This is a genomic window from Mesorhizobium sp. M0040 (assembly GCF_040323505.1).
Taxonomy (GTDB): Bacteria; Pseudomonadota; Alphaproteobacteria; order Rhizobiales; family Rhizobiaceae; genus Mesorhizobium.
In genome coordinates, this window is sequence record NZ_JAMYVA010000033.1 from 40,291 (window position 1) to 59,717 (window position 19,427).

At 61.8% G+C, this 19,427-nt stretch carries 19 protein-coding genes, 3 tRNA genes and 1 pseudogene; 17 read left to right on the forward strand and 6 right to left on the reverse strand.

Annotation, left to right across the window (positions count from 1 at the left end; all coding sequences use genetic code 11):
• Positions 1–23: 23 nt before the first annotated feature.
• Complete coding sequence (locus NKJ91_RS23560) at positions 24–908, forward strand: 2-hydroxy-3-oxopropionate reductase (protein WP_352457471.1); 885 nt, start codon at positions 24–26, stop codon at positions 906–908.
• 12 nt (positions 909–920) lie between these two features.
• Here NKJ91_RS23560 and NKJ91_RS23565 read toward each other — a convergent pair whose 3' ends face one another.
• Both NKJ91_RS23565 and rlmB read right to left on the reverse strand, forming a co-directional pair.
• The gene (locus NKJ91_RS23565; protein WP_352457472.1) at positions 921–1,232 is read right to left on the reverse strand and encodes a hypothetical protein; all 312 of its coding nucleotides are present in this window, start codon (positions 1,230–1,232) and stop codon (positions 921–923) included.
• A gap of 10 nt (positions 1,233–1,242) precedes the next feature.
• Positions 1,243–2,100 (reverse strand): 23S rRNA (guanosine(2251)-2'-O)-methyltransferase RlmB, encoded by an 858-nt coding sequence (rlmB, locus tag NKJ91_RS23570; RefSeq protein ID WP_352457473.1) that lies wholly within the window; start codon positions 2,098–2,100, stop codon positions 1,243–1,245.
• Between the two features lie 202 nt (positions 2,101–2,302).
• Between rlmB and NKJ91_RS23575 the strand changes: the two genes are divergently transcribed.
• Both NKJ91_RS23575 and NKJ91_RS23580 read left to right on the forward strand, forming a co-directional pair.
• Positions 2,303–2,387, forward strand: a tRNA-Tyr gene (locus tag NKJ91_RS23575).
• A 67-nt stretch (positions 2,388–2,454) separates the two neighbouring features.
• A tRNA-Gly gene (locus NKJ91_RS23580) sits at positions 2,455–2,528 on the forward strand.
• Positions 2,529–2,707: 179 nt separating this feature from the next.
• On the opposite strand, the gene NKJ91_RS23585 is transcribed toward NKJ91_RS23580, so the two are convergent.
• Positions 2,708–3,175: a YidB family protein gene (locus tag NKJ91_RS23585; RefSeq protein WP_352457474.1), complete on the reverse strand. Its 468-nt coding sequence runs from the start codon at positions 3,173–3,175 to the stop codon at positions 2,708–2,710.
• 159 nt (positions 3,176–3,334) lie between these two features.
• On the opposite strand from NKJ91_RS23585, the gene NKJ91_RS23590 reads away from it, so the two are divergent.
• The gene (locus NKJ91_RS23590; protein WP_023717513.1) at positions 3,335–3,592 is read left to right on the forward strand and encodes a GlsB/YeaQ/YmgE family stress response membrane protein; all 258 of its coding nucleotides are present in this window, start codon (positions 3,335–3,337) and stop codon (positions 3,590–3,592) included.
• Positions 3,593–3,637: 45 nt separating this feature from the next.
• Here the strand turns inward: NKJ91_RS23590 and NKJ91_RS23595 are convergent, their stop codons facing one another.
• The 3 genes from NKJ91_RS23595 to NKJ91_RS23605 form a co-directional block, all read right to left on the reverse strand.
• The gene (locus NKJ91_RS23595) at positions 3,638–4,297 is read right to left on the reverse strand and encodes a peptidoglycan recognition protein family protein (RefSeq protein WP_352457475.1); all 660 of its coding nucleotides are present in this window, start codon (positions 4,295–4,297) and stop codon (positions 3,638–3,640) included.
• 105 nt (positions 4,298–4,402) lie between these two features.
• Positions 4,403–4,852: a GFA family protein gene (locus NKJ91_RS23600; protein ID WP_352457476.1), complete on the reverse strand. Its 450-nt coding sequence runs from the start codon at positions 4,850–4,852 to the stop codon at positions 4,403–4,405.
• A 33-nt stretch (positions 4,853–4,885) separates the two neighbouring features.
• Positions 4,886–5,773: a DMT family transporter gene (locus tag NKJ91_RS23605; protein ID WP_352457477.1), complete on the reverse strand. Its 888-nt coding sequence runs from the start codon at positions 5,771–5,773 to the stop codon at positions 4,886–4,888.
• A 272-nt stretch (positions 5,774–6,045) separates the two neighbouring features.
• Here NKJ91_RS23605 and tuf point away from each other — a divergent pair, with 272 nt between their 5' ends.
• The 13 genes and pseudogenes from tuf to NKJ91_RS23670 form a co-directional block, all read left to right on the forward strand.
• A complete protein-coding gene (tuf, locus tag NKJ91_RS23610; protein WP_254817137.1) occupies positions 6,046–7,221 on the forward strand; it encodes an elongation factor Tu in 1,176 nt (391 codons plus the stop codon).
• A gap of 159 nt (positions 7,222–7,380) precedes the next feature.
• Entirely contained in the window at positions 7,381–9,093 is a 1,713-nt protein-coding gene (locus NKJ91_RS23615) for a COG3904 family protein (protein WP_352457478.1), read from the forward strand.
• Between the two features lie 96 nt (positions 9,094–9,189).
• Positions 9,190–9,672 (forward strand): group II truncated hemoglobin, encoded by a 483-nt coding sequence (locus NKJ91_RS23620; RefSeq protein WP_352457479.1) that lies wholly within the window; start codon positions 9,190–9,192, stop codon positions 9,670–9,672.
• Positions 9,673–9,816: 144 nt separating this feature from the next.
• Complete coding sequence (locus NKJ91_RS23625) at positions 9,817–10,329, forward strand: hypothetical protein (protein WP_352457480.1); 513 nt, start codon at positions 9,817–9,819, stop codon at positions 10,327–10,329.
• Positions 10,330–10,395: 66 nt separating this feature from the next.
• Positions 10,396–10,471 (forward strand) — tRNA-Trp (locus tag NKJ91_RS23630).
• Between the two features lie 364 nt (positions 10,472–10,835).
• Positions 10,836–11,039 (forward strand): preprotein translocase subunit SecE, encoded by a 204-nt coding sequence (gene secE / locus NKJ91_RS23635; protein WP_023680439.1) that lies wholly within the window; start codon positions 10,836–10,838, stop codon positions 11,037–11,039.
• A gap of 27 nt (positions 11,040–11,066) precedes the next feature.
• A complete protein-coding gene (gene nusG / locus NKJ91_RS23640; protein WP_006333333.1) occupies positions 11,067–11,594 on the forward strand; it encodes a transcription termination/antitermination protein NusG in 528 nt (175 codons plus the stop codon).
• Between the two features lie 160 nt (positions 11,595–11,754).
• On the forward strand, positions 11,755–12,183 hold the full coding sequence (gene rplK / locus NKJ91_RS23645) for a 50S ribosomal protein L11 (protein WP_023680440.1): 429 nt from the start codon (positions 11,755–11,757) through the stop codon (positions 12,181–12,183).
• Between the two features lie 4 nt (positions 12,184–12,187).
• Entirely contained in the window at positions 12,188–12,886 is a 699-nt protein-coding gene (rplA, locus tag NKJ91_RS23650) for a 50S ribosomal protein L1 (RefSeq protein WP_023680441.1), read from the forward strand.
• A gap of 393 nt (positions 12,887–13,279) precedes the next feature.
• Positions 13,280–13,798, forward strand: a complete 519-nt coding sequence (rplJ, locus tag NKJ91_RS23655) for a 50S ribosomal protein L10 (RefSeq protein WP_008875657.1) — start codon at positions 13,280–13,282, stop codon at positions 13,796–13,798.
• Between the two features lie 54 nt (positions 13,799–13,852).
• On the forward strand, positions 13,853–14,230 hold the full coding sequence (gene rplL / locus NKJ91_RS23660; RefSeq protein ID WP_023680442.1) for a 50S ribosomal protein L7/L12: 378 nt from the start codon (positions 13,853–13,855) through the stop codon (positions 14,228–14,230).
• Positions 14,231–14,513: 283 nt separating this feature from the next.
• Complete coding sequence (rpoB, locus tag NKJ91_RS23665; protein ID WP_352457481.1) at positions 14,514–18,650, forward strand: DNA-directed RNA polymerase subunit beta; 4,137 nt, start codon at positions 14,514–14,516, stop codon at positions 18,648–18,650.
• A 131-nt stretch (positions 18,651–18,781) separates the two neighbouring features.
• A pseudogene (locus NKJ91_RS23670) lies at positions 18,782–19,427 on the forward strand (DNA-directed RNA polymerase subunit beta'); the annotation flags it as partial.

A 19,427-nucleotide genomic window follows, 5' to 3' on the forward strand; every position in this document is an offset into this window, starting at 1 on the left:
CTTAACAAGAAACGGAGAAAAACATGGACATAATCGGCTTCATCGGCCTCGGCATCATGGGTGCGCCGATGGCGGGGCATTTGCTAGACGCCGGTTATCAGGTCGTCGCCAGCGACCACCGCTCGAAGCCGCCGGCCGATCTCGTCGCCAGGGGATTAAAGACCGTCACCGGCCATGATGCCGTTGCCCGCGCGACCGACATCGTCATCACCATGGTTCCGGATACGCCGCAGGTCGCCGACGTGCTGTTCGGCGAAAACGGCGTCGCGTCCGGGCTGACAAGAGGCAAGCTGATCATCGACATGAGCTCGATCTCGCCGATCGAGACCAAGGAATTCGCAAAAAAGATCAACAATGTCGGCTGCGACTATCTCGATGCGCCGGTGTCGGGCGGCGAGGTCGGCGCCAAGGCGGCGTCGCTGACCATCATGGTCGGCGGTGAGGAAAAAGCCTTCGAACGCGCCAGGCCCATCTTCGAGAAGCTTGGCAAGAACATCACTCTGGTCGGACCGAACGGCGTCGGACAGACCACCAAGGTCGCCAACCAGATCGTCGTTGCGCTGACTATCGAGGCCGTCGCCGAAGCGCTGGTTTTTGCATCGAAAGCCGGCGCCGACCCGGCCAAGGTCAGGCAGGCGCTGATGGGCGGGCTCGCAAACTCGCGCATCCTGGAAGTGCATGGCGAGCGCATGATCAAGCGCAGCTTCGCGCCCGGCTTCCGCATCGAACTCCACCAGAAGGATCTTAACCTGGCGCTGGAAGGGGCAAAGGCGCTGGGCGTAGCACTACCCAACACCTCGATGACGCAGCAATTGTTCAACTCTTGCGTGGCGAACGGTGGAGCAAAGGAAGACCATTCGGCACTGGTCAGGGCACTGGAGCGGATGGCTGGCCACGAGGTTGGGTGAGAGTGAGGTGAATTAGTCTGCAATACCTTCGATGGGCCGACTTCTTTCGACCGCATAGCGTATGAGATCGGCAAAACGTTTCAGAAAATCTTTGGATTCCTCCGACATTCCTTCAGTTCGCACAAGTGCCTCAACTTGCTTGGTCAAGGAAGGTAGGGATTCGATCGGAAGAGTGACGTCCTCATAGAAATCTTCGAATTTCAGTATGAATTCAAACGCGTTTTGGTTTGCGATTGACACGATTTCATGATGCGCAGAGGGACCTACCGATACGCATCGATCGATATGTCCATCTGGATTGAGAACGGCAAAATCCAATGACATGCATTGCGCCCTATTTGCCGCGCGCGAACCACCGCCTCGCCGCATAAAGCGCCACCGCCGCGGCATTCGACACATTGAGGGAGCGGATGGCGCCGGGCATGTCGAGCCGGGCCAGCGTCGTCACCGTCTCGCGCGTCTTCTGGCGCAGGCCCTTGCCTTCGGCGCCCAGCACCAATGCGATCTTCTCTCCCGAAAAGCTCGTTTCGAGCTCCGCCGGACCGTCCGAATCCAGCCCGATGGTCTGGAAGCCGGCCTCGTGCAGCTGCTCCAGCGCATCGGCGAGGTTCTTCACCTCGATCTGGTCGATATGCTCGAGCGCGCCGGAGGCCGACTTCGCCAGCACGCCGGATTCCTGCGGGCTGTGGCGCGCCGTGGTGATCAATGCACCGGCGCCGAAAGCCACCGCCGAGCGCAGGATCGCACCGACATTGTGCGGATCGGTGATCTGGTCGAGCACCAGCACCAGCCTGGTGTCGCCGAGCGCATCGAGGCGTTTCGGTTTCAGCGGCTCGGCCTCGATCACCACGCCCTGGTGTACGGCATCCGAGCCGGTGACCTTGTCGATGTCCCTGGGTTCGACCAACTCCGCCTTGAAGGGCAAAGCGCCAAGGTCGGCGATTGCCAGCCGCTCGGCAGCATTGCGCGTCACCAGCATCTTCTTGATTTTGCGGCGCGGATTGTCGAGCGCCGCTCGCACCGTGTGCAGCCCATAGAGCCGCACCAGCCCATCCGCTGGGTTCTCGCCGGGCGGCACCGGCTGGCGTGGCCTGAACGCAGGCGCGCCGCCGCTCTTCTCGTCGCGATGCGCGCGGCGCAGCTTGGCGTAGTGGGTGTCTTTAGGGGTCTTCGATTTGTTGTCGTTGCTCATGGCCGGCTTCTATAGCCGTGTCGTCCGGCCATGGATACAGCCGGAGGCGCTGCTTGTCAGGCGAGGTGCGAAATTCAGCGCTTTTTGCCGGGCTGTTGCGGTTGACAGTTTTGGGCGCTGCCGCCATAAGGCGCTTCGCGGAAGGGCTGCTCAGGCGGCCGCGACGCGTCGATGCCTCGTTGCATGGCTCCGGCGGCAGACTGGAGAGGTGCCCGAGTGGTTAAAGGGGACGGACTGTAAATCCGTTGGCTATGCCTACGTTGGTTCAAATCCAACCCTCTCCACCACTGCCGGCCCGGAAGCCCTGAAACGCAGAGCGAGCGTCGGAGCGGATCCGATGCTTGACTGAAAGGCGCGGGTATAGCTCAGTGGTAGAGCAGCAGCCTTCCAAGCTGAATATGCGGGTTCGATTCCCGCTACCCGCTCCAGATTTCCCCCAAGCCGCGGCGCACCTCGCGCACGATGCCGAAGCAGGCAGCCCCAAGCGAAGCGCTTTGCCGATAGTTCAAAGTATTCGTTGCGCGTCCAGACGGACGCGCAACGAACTTTAATCCGTGTTTTACGCATGTCGTTGTCCCGAACCGCAGGCGGCGTTGGGCGACAGGTGTCAGCTCGCGAATTTGCTGAATATGGACGCGAGCTGGTTCTGCTGCGGCACTTGCCCGTTCGGCGTCAGCTGGTCGACAAGCCCGGGCAAGGCCGCGGACAATTGCTTGAGCAGATCCTGCTGGTTCAGGCCCGTCCTTTGCGCGATCTCCTGAATGATTTGCGGGCCGAGGGCACTGCCCAGATCGCTGGGGTTGATCGGCTGGTTCTGACCGGTACCGACCCACGAATTGGCAACGTTGCCGTGGCCGGCGTCCTTCAGTTTGTCGAGCAGGCCGCCCAGACCGCCGAGCAGGCCGCCATCGGCGGATGGGGTTGTATCAGGCGGGACGGGGGCAGGGCTTTGCGCTGCCTCCGTCTGGGCGGAACTTCCACCGCTCAGCATTTTTCCCACCAAAAGTGCGCCGAGCGCGATCATCAGCGGCTTGGCGACGTTGCCGCCGGGAACGGCATTGTCAAACAGTCCCATTGTGGATCTCCATGTCAAATTGCCCGTCCGTCTCCAACAATGACGCATCCATGGCGAATTTCAAGCCGGTTTGAGCTTTCCGTAATCATGATTTTCAAGTTGGCTTGAGCTTTGCTTAATAATGTGGAAGTAATCGGGTGCGGGGAACGGAGAGGAAAAATGTCAATATTAAGCTGGATTATTCTCGGCGTCATCGCCGGCTTCATAGGCAGCAAGATCGTCAATAAAAGCGGGCAAGGCCTTGTGCTCGATATCGTGCTTGGGATCGTCGGCGCCATCGTCGGCGGGCTCATCTTCAGCGCCTTTGGAGCGTCGGGCGTTACCGGGCTCAACATCTATAGCCTGATCGTCGCCGTGGTCGGTGCCGTGGTGGTCCTGTGGGCCTATCACCAGTTCAGCGGCAAGAGGGCTCTGTAGAAGCCGCTCGGCAATTGCGTCGGCATTCACCCGAATGCCGACCGCCTATCTGATCCTTTTGAGGATTTCGCGGATCAGCGTGTTGAGGCCGGCTTCCAGCCCTCTCACCATGATCGGCCATAATTCCTCGAGCAATCGCTGCCATACTGCATCGCGCCCAATCCTCACCGGCAGATTTGGCATCGCGCCCATTGCCGCCGTCACGTCGCGGCGCAGCCGCTCGCCACAGGCCCTTGCGCCGCTGATCGTCGGATCGAAGGGCAGCCGGGTGAAATCCCATTTTCCGCGCTGCTCGATGCCGAGATTGCTCTCGACTTCGGCATGCGACAGCACCGTTTTGGGCGTGACCTTGATGCGGTAGTATTTGCAGAGTTCGGCGACAACCGCGGTCATCGCGTCCCACTGCGCCCTGGTCATCGGATAGCGGCCGGCATCGAACGGCCTTTCCTCCGCCCCGGCCATGCAGCAGAGCGAAACCCCGATCGAGCCGCCGTTGCAGTTGAGCGTGTGCGCGGCATATTCCGGTTTTACCCGGCCTGAATTGAGCGCGATCGAAGGCCGGCCCCTGACCAGGCGGCCATTCCCCTCGACCAGTATGTGATACGCATCCCTGTCGGTATCGCCGGCCGAATGCGAGCCGGCCGTCCAGTGGCAAATGACGCGCTTCATCGCAACATTGGGCAACCAGTCGGGCGGCAATGCCACAGAAATCCCCGCGACATAAGTTCAGTAACGGAGCACAGTATAGTTTCGTTGGCGGCCGACGCGAAAACGAAACGATAATTTGGTTGAGCGTTTTCTAACGGTCAGCTATTCGCCGGCATCTCCGGCGACCGCGTGTTCTCTGTATTGCGGCAGATCGTCGGTGATCGTGAACCACTTCGCCTTCGAGCCGACGAAGATGTGCTGCGTCGGCCGGATGGTCGGCTCGTCGACGATGGTTCCCATGGCGACATGCACGAAGGCACCGTCGCGGACCACGGAATAGAGCAACGAGCCGCAAGTCCGGCAGTGCGCGTCATGGGCGGTTTCATCGCCGAAGATCGTGAGATTGTCCTCGCCCCTGGTCAGGCTCAGCCTGTCGCGTTCGATGCCGGCGAATGGCTTGAACGCCGAACCGGTGGTGCGCCGGCAGTTCGAGCAGTGGCAGTTCGCGGCATAGACGAACGCGTCCGCCACCGCGTACTGAACGGCGCCGCACAGGCATTTTCCGATAAGCCTGCGGTTGCGTGAATTCTGGTTGTCATCCGGGCTTGTCACGCGCTCCTCCCATTGTGCAGGCCGATTTCAGTTTCAAGCGACGACGGTCAACCGGCGCTTGCGCTCGTCGAGCGAGACGATGGTCAACCCGCTGGCCACCACCAGCAGGATTCCGCAGATGGCCAGCGCATTCGGGAGCTGCCGGAATACCACCAAGCCTGAAATCACCGCCCAGACGGTAAAGCAATAGTAGAACGGCGCCACCACGCTGGTCGGCCCGACGCGATAGGCCATGAAGATGAAGAAGTGGCCGAAGATCAGGAACAGTCCGGCGCCGCCCATCAGCAGCAGGTGACGGATTTCAGGCACCACCCACTGCTCGGAAAGCAAATGAGCTGCCCCGGCGCCCGCGAGCACCACAATCACCGCGGAAATAGCGACGACCATTCCCGGCACGTCGGCGGCGACCTTGCGTCCGGCCAGATCGCGCGCCGCGGACAGGGCGGCATTGCCTAGCGCCAGCAGGGCATAGACCGAAATCCCCTGCATTGTCGGTTGTGCCACCATCACCGCGCCGACAAAGCCGAGCCCGATCAGCGCCAGGCGTACCCCGCCGATCCGTTCGCCAAACAGCATCGAGGAGCCGACCAGCATCAGCAAGGGCGTGATCTGCCCGAGCGCGGTCGAATCGGCGATCTGCATGTTGGCGAGCGCCACCACGTAGCAAAGGATCGCACCCAGTTCGAGCAGGTTCCTGCGCAAAACCTTAGCGTCTAGGATCAGCGGGATCTGCTTGCCGTAGCCCAGCATGAACAGCAGCGGAATGCCCCACAATATTGCCGCAGCGCCGCGCAGGAACAGCACCTCATAGGGCGGCAGTCCCGCGGTTGCGAGCTTCATCATCGTGTCGTTGACAATGTAGGACCCGGTCGAAACGACCATGAACAGCGGGCCTCGTATGGCAGTCGGGATGAAATGCATCGGCCCACGAAATCAGACCGGCGCCAGGGCGGCAATGGGCCAGATCCGGCTGTAAATCCGGCAAAGCCGTCAGCCGCCGCCGTAACCATTCCATTTGCCCTTGTTCGTTCCTATATCCACGCCACATTCTCCGAAACCGGATCACGCGTTCGGGCCGGGCGAGCGCGCTCGGCGACAAGGCACTTGTGTTTTTCGGCCTTAGTCGCTAATCGCCCCGCATTCGACTGAACTGAAGGTCCAGGCCGTCCCCAGGCCGTCCAAGGAAAGAGACTATGGCAAAAGGTAAATTCGAGCGCACTAAGCCTCATGTGAACATTGGCACGATTGGTCACGTCGACCACGGCAAGACGTCGCTGACGGCGGCGATCACCAAGTATTTTGGCGAATACAAGCGCTATGACCAGATCGATGCGGCGCCCGAAGAGAAGGCGCGCGGCATCACCATTTCGACGGCGCACGTCGAATACGAGACCGCCAACCGCCACTATGCCCATGTCGACTGCCCCGGCCACGCCGACTATGTGAAGAACATGATCACCGGTGCCGCGCAGATGGACGGCGCGATCCTGGTGGTGTCGGCCGCCGACGGCCCGATGCCGCAGACGCGCGAGCACATCCTGCTCGCCCGCCAGGTCGGCGTGCCCTCGATCGTGGTGTTCTTGAACAAGGTCGACCAGGTCGACGACGCCGAGCTGCTCGAGCTGGTTGAGCTCGAGGTGCGTGAGCTTTTGACCAAGAACGAGTTCCCCGGCGACGACATTCCGATCGTCAAGGGTTCGGCGCTTGCCGCACTTGAAGATAGCGACAAGAAGATCGGCGAGGACGCCATCCGCGAATTGATGGCTGCGGTCGATGCCTACATCCCGACGCCGGTTCGTCCGCTCGACAAGCCGTTCCTGATGCCGATCGAGGACGTGTTCTCGATCTCGGGCCGCGGCACGGTTGTGACCGGCCGCGTCGAGCGCGGCGTCGTCAAGGTCGGCGAGGAGCTGGAGATCGTCGGCATCCGTCCGACCACCAAGACGACCTGCACGGGCGTCGAGATGTTCCGCAAGCTGCTCGACCAGGGCCAGGCCGGCGACAACATCGGCGCGCTGCTGCGCGGTGTCGACCGTGAAGGCGTCGAGCGCGGCCAGGTCCTGGCCAAGCCCGGCACCGTCAAGCCGCACAAGAAGTTCGTTGCCGAAGCCTACATCCTGACCAAGGACGAGGGCGGCCGTCACACGCCGTTCTTCACCAACTACCGTCCGCAGTTCTATTTCCGCACGACGGACGTGACCGGCATCGTGTCGCTGCCGGAAGGCACCGAGATGGTGATGCCGGGCGACAACATCACCGTCGATGTCGAGCTGATCGTGCCGATCGCCATGGAAGAGAAGCTGCGCTTCGCCATCCGTGAAGGCGGCCGCACCGTCGGTGCCGGCATCGTCGTCACCATCAAAGAGTAATCGCCGGCGCTGCCGGTTGAGATCGGATGCAAAGGGGCGGTCTTCGGGCCGCCCTTTTTGATTCTGATATTCTGGCAATGGATTAACCGCATTGCTTCAAATCCTGTTGCAAGCGCCTCTGCCATAACTAGTATAGGTTGCATCGAGGGGGCTGCCCGAATGGTTCCATGGCGCCGTTTGCATAGTCAGGCATGGTGGTCGCTAGGGCTGATCTGCCTGGTGTCGTTGCTCATTGCGGGGTACGCTGATGCCCTGGCGGCAGCTATATCAGAAACCACGCCCGATCTTGGTCCGACGATGCGGTTTGTTGTCGTGCGCAGCACCGCGCCGGGCTGTGAGCCCAACTGCCCGGAATGGATCTCGGCGGAAGGCACCATAGAAGCCGGCACGCCCGCCCTGCTCAAACGCACGTTGAAGACGCTTGGTGGCCGCAAATTGCCGATCGTCGTCAATTCTCCGGGCGGCAATGTCGATGCAGCGCTTCAACTCGGCCGTATGATCCGCAAGAACAAGCTCGATATCGCTGTCGGCGCGACGATGTTTTACGGCTGCGAGCCGCAGATGAAGAATTGCCGGGCCAATGACGGCAAGGGCGCGGCCTATTTCGGGTTCAGCTATGCCAGCGGCGCCATCTGCAATTCCGCCTGTCCGCTGATGTTTGCCGGCGGAACGCGGCGCGTGGTAGGCGAATGGGCCTTTCTCGGCGTTCATCAGATCACCACGACCTACATCCGGACGAAACTGCTGTACCGCACCACCTATCGCATGGTGAAGGGCAAGAAAAAGATCCTCACCCGGATCGTCAGCCGAAGAGACGCCGGCAGCTACAAGACCTACGAGATGAACAAGCCGCTGGAGAGGCGGCTATCGGCCTATCTGAAGGAGATGGGTATTGATAAGGGCGTGCTGGATATCATGAAGGCAACGCCAGCCAGCGATATAAGGCAGATCAAGCCGGGAGATATGCTGGCGATGAAGCTCGTCACCAGCCTCGAGTCCGTCGACATCCTGACGGAAGCAGCCATATGCCGGCGGAGCCCGGCGCCGGCGAACTGCAAGGAAATCCCTGCGAATGCCAAGCCGGCCGAGGTGGCAGCGATCGATGCTAAGGCCAGACCTTCTCAACCGGCTCAAGTCCCACTTTCTCAGCCGGCGAAGGTGGCACCTACCCAGCCGGTCGAGGCAGCGCCAGGGAATGGGGCGCCGGAGATGCGCTTCGTTGTGGTTCGCGGAAGCAATCCGCTGTGCAATCCCAACTGCCCGGAATGGATCTCGGCGGAAGGCGCGATTGCGCCTCAGACCCCGCAGAAGCTGCGCCAGTTGCTCGCCATGCTTGGCAACCGACGGCTGCCGGTGGTGGTCAGCTCACAAGGAGGCGACCTGTTCAGTGCTCTGGCGGTGGGGCGACTTATCCACGAAAAGAAGCTCGACATCGCCGTCGCCCGCACCGATTTCGTTGGCTGCGACCCGGGAGAGTGGAGTTGCTTGGCTAAAGAGGGCGCCTATGCCGGCCTGACCGTCGATTCGGGAGCGGCATGCGATTCGGCCTGCGCGCTCATGCTTGCCGGCGGCGTCAGACGGTTTGTCGGTCCGCAAGCGCGGCTCGGCATGTACCTGATGGGACAGCAGCAGATAATTAAGCCCTATCTCGAGGACATGGCGATTGGTCCCGGTCTGTTCGCCGCGCTCGAGCAGCGCTCGGTCGAGCGCCAGCTCGAACCCGACCTAATGCTGAAGGTTGGACTGATGACGGGGCCGCAATCGGTGGACGCGCTGACGGGCGCCACCATCTGCAAGTCGTCGCCGAAGCCCGACAACTGCCGCGTTCTGCCGTCCGCCAGCGCCGAGGCAGAGACGCCGGCGAAGCTTTAGCGCAACCTTGCACTGCCCATCGAGGCAGGTTGAGCGGCGCTCGATGTTTCCGCTATCGTCCAGCGCGGTTGAAGACCAGCATGGGAGGGATCGCGAATGAGCCAGGATGTCCCGACATTGTTTGAATGGGCCGGCGGCTCCGAAGCGCTGAACCGCCTGACCCAGACCTTCTACGACAGCGTCTCTCGGGACCCCATCGTCGGGCCGGTGTTCAAGCATATGTCGCCGGATCATCCCGCTCACGTCGCGGCTTTCATCGGCGAAGTTTTTGGTGGACCGAAAACCTACAGCGAAAAGCACGGCGGCCATCGCGAGATGGTGATGCACCATCTCGGCAAGCATCTGACCGAGGAGCAGCGCCGGCGCTGGATCAACCTTCTCGCCGACGCCGCCGACGAGATCGGGTTGCCTGACGATCCCGAATTCCGCTCGGCCTTCATGGCCTATGTCGAATGGGGATCGCGGCTGGCCAGGATGAATTCCAACAAGGGCCCGACCTGCGATCCCGAGAGCGAACCAATGCCGGCCTGGGGTTGGGGGGTGCCGGGCGGCCCCTACAAGGCGCCTTCGGGAGACTGACCGGGGCGCGATCGGTCGAAAACCCTGCCGCCAGGACCCGATTTGCGGGAAATGGGTGGCGGTGAATGGTTCGTCCGCCAGGCTGGAACGGTTTGAGGCCGCCGTGGCTGGCGGGGGGCCGTGCTGAAAAACCGGAGGCCTGCGATGGGATCGGACAGCAAAGCAAATTCTGACAGCAACCGCGGAATCCGAAATCCGTTTGGCTTCATGGACGTCCCCACTCCCGACGACGAGGAGGTGTCGGCGTTCGCCGCCGGCGTGAAACTGGAGGGAACTCCAAGCGATGAAAATGCCGAGGCATGGGGCACCGAAAGCGACCGCGACCGCAACGACACCATCGAAGGCAGCTGGTCCAGCCGATGGAACGGCGGTGCTGATCCCACGATCCCGGGCGATACCGAGGATAAATGGAAGTCCGGCCGGGGCGAGGTGAAGACGGCGGGAGAGAGGGTTTACCTGCTGTTCGATTGGCATGATGGCGTGCGCGAGGGGCTCATCGATGCGGCGCGAGGGTGCGAAAGGGCTGGTTGGAAAATATATCAATCTGACCGACCCGAAAATCGTGCGTCCCTGGGTCGGCTTGATCGTCAACAATCAACGGATCGACGGGAAATGGCCGGGAGGACGCTTGGACTTTCGAAGATGAAGGCCGGGTAGCGCACGTCGCTCTTTACAGAGCGCGCGGAAGCTTTTAGGAAGCGCCTGCTGCGCCGACATGCGCATACGGGCATAGCTCAGTTGGTAGAGCGGCGGTCTCCAAAACCGCAGGTCGTAGGTTCGAGCCCTGCTGCCCGTGCCATTCTTTGAATGGATAGCTAAAAACGATTCTTTTGCAGTGCGGCCTTTGAAAATCGGCTTGTGACTTGCCATATAGCACAAGTTGCGGCATAAGGGCCGCATAGCCGGGACGGGACGACTGGATGGTTCCGAGGCGGCGTTTGGCCATAAAGCGGACACTTGCCACTTGCGTGGATCAAGAATCGGTTTTATGTAGACGAGACAGACACGCGACGCGTGGAGCTGGGAAGCCGGCTTTACGCGTCTGATTTGCATGGGCGAAATGATTGCGCTGATTCGGCGCGAACGCACGCTCAAGCGGCACGTCCCGGCCAGCGGGATCATCCAGGAGACCCGGCCAACGGGTCTTGCAGACAGAGCGGCATATGGCTTCGAAAACCACAAATCCCTTCACCTTTCTCCAGCAGGTTCGCGCGGAGACCGCCAAGGTCACTTGGCCGTCGCGGCGCGAAACGATGATCTCGACGGTGATGGTCCTTGTGTTCGCGGTCATCGCGATGATCTTTTTCTTTACCGCAGACGTGGCCATGGGCTTTGCGGTCGAAAAAATCCTCGGCCTCGGACAGTAAGTCCGGCGATTACGGAGAAGTCTTGAAATGACCGCGCGGTGGTACATCGTCCACGCCTACTCGAACTTTGAAAAGAAGGTCGCCGAGGACATCGAGAACAAGGCCAAGCAGAAGGGCCTGTCCGCCGACATCGAGCAGATCGTGGTGCCGACCGAGAAGGTCGTCGAGATCCGCCGCGGCCGCAAGGTCGATGCCGAGCGCAAGTTCTTTCCGGGCTATGTGCTGCTGAAAGCCAATCTGACCGATGCCGTGTTCTCGCTCGTCAAGAACACGCCGAAGGTCACCGGTTTCCTGGGCGACTCCAAGCCGGTGCCGATCACCGAAGCCGAGGCCCAGCGTATCCTGAACCAGGTTCAGGAAGGCGTCGAGCGGCCGAAGCCGTCGGTGACGTTCGAGATCGGCGAAGCGATCCGCGTTTCGGATGGACCATTCGCGTCGTTCAACGGTTTCGTCCAGGAAGTGGACGAAGAGCGGGCGCGGCTCAAGGTGGAAGTTTCGATCTTCGGGCGCGCCGTGCCGGTCGATCTGGAATTCGGACAGGTCGAGAAGGGCTGATCCGAAATCCCTGCACCGGTTTCGGCGGCAGGGAAGGCGGCGCGGAGATCGCGCGGCCAAAAACGGGTGGGAGGCGAATGCGGCTTTAGCCGGCCGCGCGGACCGCACCACCAGACTGCAACCGCCGGCAAGACCGGCATGAGAAAAGGCAGGAAGAGAGATGGCTAAGAAGATTGCAGGCCAGCTCAAGCTCCAGGTTTCCGCGGGATCGGCCACGCCGTCGCCCCCGATCGGCCCGGCGCTTGGTCAGCGTGGCATCAATATCATGGAGTTCTGCAAGGCGTTCAACGCGCAGACCCAGGAAATGGAAAAGGGCTCGCCGGTTCCGGTCGTCATCACCTACTACCAGGACAAGTCGTTCACCTTCGTCATGAAGACGCCGCCGGTGAGCTACTTCCTGAAGAAGGCTGCGAACCTGAAGTCGGGCTCGAAGGAGCCGGGCAAGGTCAAGGCCGGCACGATCGGCCGCGACAAGGTGCGCGCCATCGCCGAGCAGAAGATGAAGGATCTGAACGCAAACGACGTCGAGGCGGCCATGCGCATGGTCGAGGGCTCCGCCCGCTCGATGGGTCTGGAAGTGGTGGGCTGAGATCATGGCAAAGATTGCAAAGCGTGTATCGAAGACCCGCGAAGGCATCGATCCCAACAAGGCTTACGCTTTGGGTGAGGCGCTGAAGCTGCTCAAGGATCGCTCCTCGGTGAAGTTCGACGAGACGATCGAAGTCGCGATGAACCTCGGCGTCGACCCGCGCCATGCCGACCAGATGGTCCGCGGAGTGGTCAACCTGCCGAACGGCACCGGCCGCAGCGTTCGCGTCGCCGTCTTCGCGCGTGGCGACAAGGCCGAGGAGGCCAAGGCCGCCGGCGCCGACATCGTCGGAGCCGAGGATCTGGTCGACATCGTCCAGAAGGGCACGATCGACTTCGACCGCTGCATCGCCACGCCGGACATGATGCCGCTGGTCGGCCGTCTCGGCAAGGTGCTCGGTCCGCGCGGCATGATGCCGAACCCGAAGGTCGGCACCGTCACCACCGACGTTACCGCCGCCGTCAAGGCATCGAAGGGCGGCGCCGTCGAGTTCCGCGTCGAGAAGGCCGGCATCGTTCACGCCGGCGTCGGCAAGGTCTCGTTCGACGTCAAGGCGCTGGAAGAAAACGTCCGCGCCTTCGCTGATGCGGTGACCAGGGCAAAGCCGGCTGGTGCCAAGGGCAACTACGTCAAGAAGGTGTCGGTCACCTCGACGATGGGCCCGGGCCTCAAGCTCGACGTCTCGACGCTCGCTGCGTCCTGATACGAAACAATTGGATCGGCCGCTAAAACGCTGATCCGTGAAAGAATTCCGGGCCTCCGACCTGTCGGCGGCCCGGTACCGGAAGTCGAAAGGCTTCCGGACATCCTGTCCGAGATTGCAGGCGGCCCCCAAGCCTTGGGTGATGTGGGCCTTAATTCATGTGGGCCTGCATGAGACGGGTGAAGACCGGACAAAGGAGCCGCAAGCTCCAATGAAAGGTTCGAACCGTGTTTGCCTTTTGTCTGCGCACCGTCCGGCTTGCCGGCAGGTGTGGCGAAAGGGGGCAGGATCCTCGAGCGTCGTTCGGGAGATCCGTTACTGGATGGCCCGGCCGGCAAAAGGCAACCCGACGCCTGTCCTTCGTAGAGGGCAGGGGTCAACTGGAGATAGGCAGTGGACAGAGCGGAAAAACGCGAACTCGTCACGGGCCTGAATGATGCGTTTTCAAGCGCTGGTTCAGTCGTCGTGGCCCACTACGCCGGTATCACCGTCGCGCAAATGAACGACCTTCGGTCGAAAATGCGCGCCGCCGGTGGCACCGTCAAAGTCGCGAAGAACCGTCTCGCCAAAATCGCTCTTCAGGGCACGGACTCCGCATCGATCATCGAGCTGTTCAAGGGACAGACGCTGATCGCCTATTCGGAGGATCCGATTGCGGCGCCGAAGGTCGCGTCCGATTTCGCCAAGGGAAATGACAAGCTCGTCATTCTCGGCGGCGCAATGGGTACCACCTCGCTCAATGCCGACGGTGTGAAGGCACTCGCCACACTTCCGTCGCTCGATGAGCTGCGCGCCAGGCTGGTTGGCATGATCGCCACGCCGGCAACCCGGATCGCCCAGATCGTCAATGCGCCTGCGGCTTCGGTCGCGCGCGTCATCGGCGCTTACGCCCGGAAGGACGAGGCGGCATGAGGCCGTTCCTCGCTATCACAAACACACGTTCGAACCTTATGAAGGAACATTGCAATGGCTGATCTGGCAAAGATCGTAGACGACCTTTCGAAGCTGACCGTCCTCGAGGCGGCCGAGCTGTCGAAGCTTCTTGAAGAAAAGTGGGGCGTTTCCGCCGCTGCTCCGGTGGCGGTTGCCGCTGCCGGCGGCGCTGCGGCCGCTGCTGCTCCGGTCGAGGAAAAGACGGAATTCGACGTCGTCCTCACCGAGGCAGGCGCTCAGAAGATCAACGTCATCAAGGAAGTTCGCGCCATCACCGGTCTTGGCCTCAAGGAAGCCAAGGACCTGGTCGAGGCGGCTCCGAAGCCGGTCAAGGAAGCCGTTTCCAAGGCCGACGCGGACAAGTTCAAGGCCCAGCTGGAAGCAGCCGGCGCCAAGGTCGAACTGAAGTAAGCGTTGAGTACCGGCGGGCGGCGTCGCGCCGTCCGCCACTCCTTTCGCGTCGAAGGGAGGCTGCGTAACGCGAAGAGTGCGAAAACCTCTTTCCTGAGGGCCGCAAACCGGCCTTCAGGAAACGGGTTTTCTCCCGTTTCTGGCCCGCCGCCAATTGGCGGCGGGTGAAAAGACAAGAAGCCGCCGACAGGCGGCGGGCAACAAGACAGGGCCGCCAAGGTGGCCCGAGATGCAAGGCGAGCCGCGGCGAGGCTCGTCCCGAGAATTGAGCTAAGGAGCGACGATGGCCCAGACCCAGACTTTCAATGGCCGCAGACGCGTACGTAAGTTTTTCGGAAAGATCCCGGAAGTTGCGGAGATGCCGAACCTGATCGAGGTTCAGAAGGCATCCTATGACCAGTTCCTGATGGTGGAGGAGCCCAAGGGTGGGCGTCCTGACGAGGGGCTGCAGGCAGTTTTCAAGTCGGTCTTCCCGATTTCCGATTTTTCCGGCTCCTCGATGCTGGAATTCGTGAAGTACGAGTTCGAGGGACCGAAATTCGACGTTGACGAATGCCGTCAGCGCGACCTGACCTATGCGGCGCCGCTCAAGGTGACGCTGCGCCTCATCGTGTTCGATATCGACGAGGATACCGGCGCGAAGTCGATCAAGGACATCAAGGAGCAGGACGTCTACATGGGCGACATGCCGCTCATGACCTTGAACGGCACCTTCATCGTCAATGGTACCGAGCGCGTCATCGTCTCGCAGATGCACCGTTCGCCGGGCGTCTTCTTCGACCATGACAAGGGCAAGTCGCACTCGTCCGGCAAGCTTCTGTTTGCCGCGCGCGTCATTCCCTATCGCGGCTCGTGGCTCGACATCGAGTTCGATAGCAAGGACGTCGTGCATGCCCGCATCGATCGCCGCCGCAAGATTCCGGTGACGTCGCTGCTGATGGCGCTCGGCATGGACGGCGAAGAGATCCTGTCGACCTTCTACAACAAGATCACCTACAAGCGCGCCGGCGACCATTGGCGCATCCCGTTCAACGTCGAGCGTTTCCGCGGCCTCAAGGCCGTTGGTGACCTGGTCGACGCCGACACCGGCGAAGTCGTCGTCGAGGCCGGCAAGAAGATCACCGCCCGCCAGGCCAGGGCGCTTGGCGAAAAGGGTCTCAAGGCGATCAAGGCGACCGACGAGGATCTGCTCGGCAACTACCTTGCCGAGGATATTGTCAACTACGGGACCGGCGAGATCTTCCTCGAAGCCGGTGACGAGATCGACGAAAAGACGCTGAAAGTGCTGCTTGGCACCGGTGACGATGAGATCAAGGTCCTCGACATCGACCACGTCAACGTCGGCGCCTACATCCGCAACACGCTCAACGTCGACAAGAACGAGAGCCGCCAGGACGCGCTGTTCGACATCTACCGCGTCATGCGCCCCGGCGAGCCGCCGACGCTGGAAACCGCTGAAGCCATGTTCAACTCGCTGTTCTTCGACAGCGAGCGCTATGATCTGTCGGCCGTCGGCCGCGTCAAGATGAACATGCGCCTCGAGCTCAAGGCCGAGGATACCGTGCGCGTGCTGCGCAAGGACGACATCCTGGCCGTGGTCAAGACGCTGGTTGAACTGCGCGACGGCAAGGGCGAGATCGACGACATCGACAATCTCGGCAACCGCCGTGTGCGCTCGGTCGGCGAGCTGATGGAGAACCAGTACCGCGTCGGCCTGCTGCGCATGGAGCGCGCGATCAAGGAACGCATGTCCTCGATCGAGATCGACACGGTGATGCCGCAGGACCTGATCAACGCCAAGCCGGCGGCTGCCGCCGTGCGCGAGTTCTTCGGTTCCTCGCAGCTGTCGCAGTTTATGGATCAGACCAACCCGCTTTCGGAGATCACCCACAAGCGCCGTCTTTCGGCGCTTGGACCGGGCGGTCTGACCCGCGAGCGTGCCGGTTTCGAAGTGCGCGACGTGCACCCGACGCATTACGGCCGCATCTGCCCGATCGAGACGCCGGAAGGCCCGAACATCGGCCTGATCAACTCGCTTGCGACCTTCGCGCGAGTCAACAAATACGGCTTCATCGAGAGCCCGTACCGCAAGATCGTCAACGGCAAGCTGACCAATGAGGTCGTTTACCTCTCGGCTATGGAAGAGGCCAAGCACCACGTCGCGCAGGCCAATGCCGAGCTCGACAAGAATGGTCATTTCGTCGACGAATTCGTCATTTGCCGCAACGCCGGCGAAGTGATGATGGCGCCGCGCGAAAACGTCGATCTGATGGACGTGTCGCCGAAGCAGATGGTGTCGGTGGCCGCGGCCCTGATCCCGTTCCTCGAGAACGATGACGCCAACCGTGCGCTGATGGGCTCTAACATGCAGCGTCAGGCCGTGCCGCTGGTGCGCGCCGAAGCGCCGTTCGTCGGCACCGGCATGGAGCCGATCGTCGCCCGTGACTCGGGCGCCGCCATCGGCGCCCGCCGCGGCGGCATTGTCGACCAGGTGGACGCGACGCGTATCGTCATCCGCGCCACGGAAGATCTCGATCCCGGCAAGTCCGGCGTCGACATCTACCGGCTGATGAAGTTCCAGCGTTCGAACCAGAACACCTGCATCAACCAGCGTCCGCTGGTGCGCATGGGCGACCGGGTAAACAAGGGCGACATCATCGCCGACGGCCCGTCGACCGAGCTCGGCGATCTGGCCCTCGGCCGTAACGTGCTGGTCGCGTTCATGCCGTGGAACGGCTACAACTACGAGGATTCCATCCTACTGTCCGAGCGCATCGTCGCCGACGACGTCTTCACCTCGATCCACATCGAGGAGTTCGAAGTCATGGCCCGCGACACCAAGCTGGGGCCGGAGGAGATCACGCGCGACATTCCCAACGTCTCGGAAGAAGCGCTGAAGAACCTCGATGAGGCCGGCATCGTCTACATCGGTGCGGAAGTGCAGCCGGGCGACATCCTGGTCGGCAAGATCACGCCGAAGGGCGAAAGCCCGATGACGCCGGAAGAAAAGCTGCTGCGCGCCATCTTCGGTGAAAAGGCCTCGGACGTGCGCGACACCTCGATGCGCATGCCTCCGGGAACCTTCGGCACCGTCGTCGAAGTGCGTGTCTTCAACCGCCACGGCGTCGAGAAGGACGAGCGCGCCATGGCGATCGAGCGCGAGGAGATCGAACGCCTCGCCAAGGACCGCGACGACGAGCAGGCGATCCTCGACCGCAACGTCTATTCGCGTCTTTCCGACGTTCTCGTCGGCAAGGAAGCGATTGCCGGGCCGAAGGGCTTCAAGAAGGGCTCGAAGCTGTCGAAGGACACGCTCGACGAGTATCCGCGTTCGCAGTGGTGGCAGTTTGCCGTGGAGAACGAAAAGCTCCAGAGCGAACTGGAAGCCCTGCGTGGCCAGTACGACGATTCCAAGAAGGCGCTCGAGCAGCGCTTCATGGACAAGGTCGAGAAGGTGCAGCGCGGCGACGAGATGCCTCCGGGCGTCATGAAGATGGTCAAGGTCTTCGTGGCCGTGAAGCGCAAGATGCAGCCCGGCGACAAGATGGCCGGCCGGCACGGCAACAAGGGTGTCGTGTCGCGGATCGTTCCGGTCGAGGACATGCCTTTCCTCGAGGACGGCACGCATGCCGATATCGTGCTCAACCCGCTGGGTGTGCCGTCGCGCATGAATGTCGGCCAGATCCTGGAAACGCATCTGGGCTGGGCTTGCGCCGGAATGGGCAGGAAAATCGGCGATCTGATCGACGCGTACAAGACGGCGGGCGACATCAAGCCGCTGCGCAAGACGCTCGAGAGCTTCATGCCTTCCAACGACCGCAACGAGCCGGTCCGCGAATATGACGACGAGAGCATCGTTCGCCTCAGCGAGCAGATGCGCCGCGGCGTCTCCATCGCGACACCGGTGTTCGACGGCGCGCACGAGGCCGACATCAACATCATGCTGGAGCAGGCGGGCCTGCACACCAGCGGTCAATCGCAGCTCTATGACGGGCGCACCGGCGAGCCGTTCGATCGCAAAGTGACGATGGGCTACATATATATGCTCAAGCTTCACCACCTTGTGGACGACAAGATCCACGCGCGTTCGATCGGTCCGTACTCGCTCGTTACCCAGCAGCCGCTGGGCGGCAAGGCGCAGTTCGGTGGCCAGCGCTTCGGCGAGATGGAGGTCTGGGCGCTCGAAGCGTACGGCGCCGCCTACACGCTGCAGGAGATGCTCACGGTTAAGTCGGACGACGTCGCCGGCCGCACCAAGGTCTACGAGGCGATCGTCAGAGGCGACGACACATTCGAGGCCGGCATCCCCGAGAGCTTCAATGTTCTCGTCAAGGAAATGCGGTCTCTCGGCCTCAATGTCGAGCTGGAGAACACCAAGCTCGACGACAACCCGATCCGGCTGCCCGACGCGGCCGAGTAAGCAAGACGTCCGGCCGCGGTCTTCCCGCGACCGGACGCACCAAATTCTCGGCCGATGGCCGATCAAGTCGGCGGGCGTTTGGCCCGCGCTAGATGCAAGGGGTTTTCGAGGACCCCGAAAAGGAGAACGGCATGAACCAAGAGGTCATGAATCTCTTCAATCCCCAGGCGCCTGCGCAGGTGTTCGATTCCATCCGGATCTCGCTTGCCAGCCCTGAGAAGATTCTGTCCTGGTCGTTCGGCGAGATCAAGAAGCCGGAGACCATCAACTACCGCACCTTCAAGCCGGAGCGTGACGGCCTGTTCTGCGCGCGCATTTTTGGCCCGATCAAGGACTATGAGTGCCTGTGCGGCAAGTACAAGCGCATGAAATACAAGGGCGTCATCTGCGAGAAGTGCGGCGTCGAAGTCACGCTGTCGCGCGTCCGCCGCGAGCGCATGGGCCATATCGAGCTGGCGGCACCGGTCGCCCACATCTGGTTCCTGAAGTCGCTGCCGTCGCGCATCGGCACGCTGCTCGACATGACGCTGAAGGACATCGAGCGGGTCCTCTACTTCGAGAACTACATCGTTACCGAACCCGGCCTCACCGCGCTGAAGGAGCACCAGCTGCTCAGCGAGGAAGAGTACATGATGGCCGTCGACGAGTATGGCGAGGATTCGTTCACCGCCATGATCGGCGCCGAGGCGATCCACGACCTTCTGGCCGGCATGGACCTCGAGAAGATCGCCGGCGATCTGCGTTCTGAGCTGGCTTCGACCACCTCCGAGCTCAAGC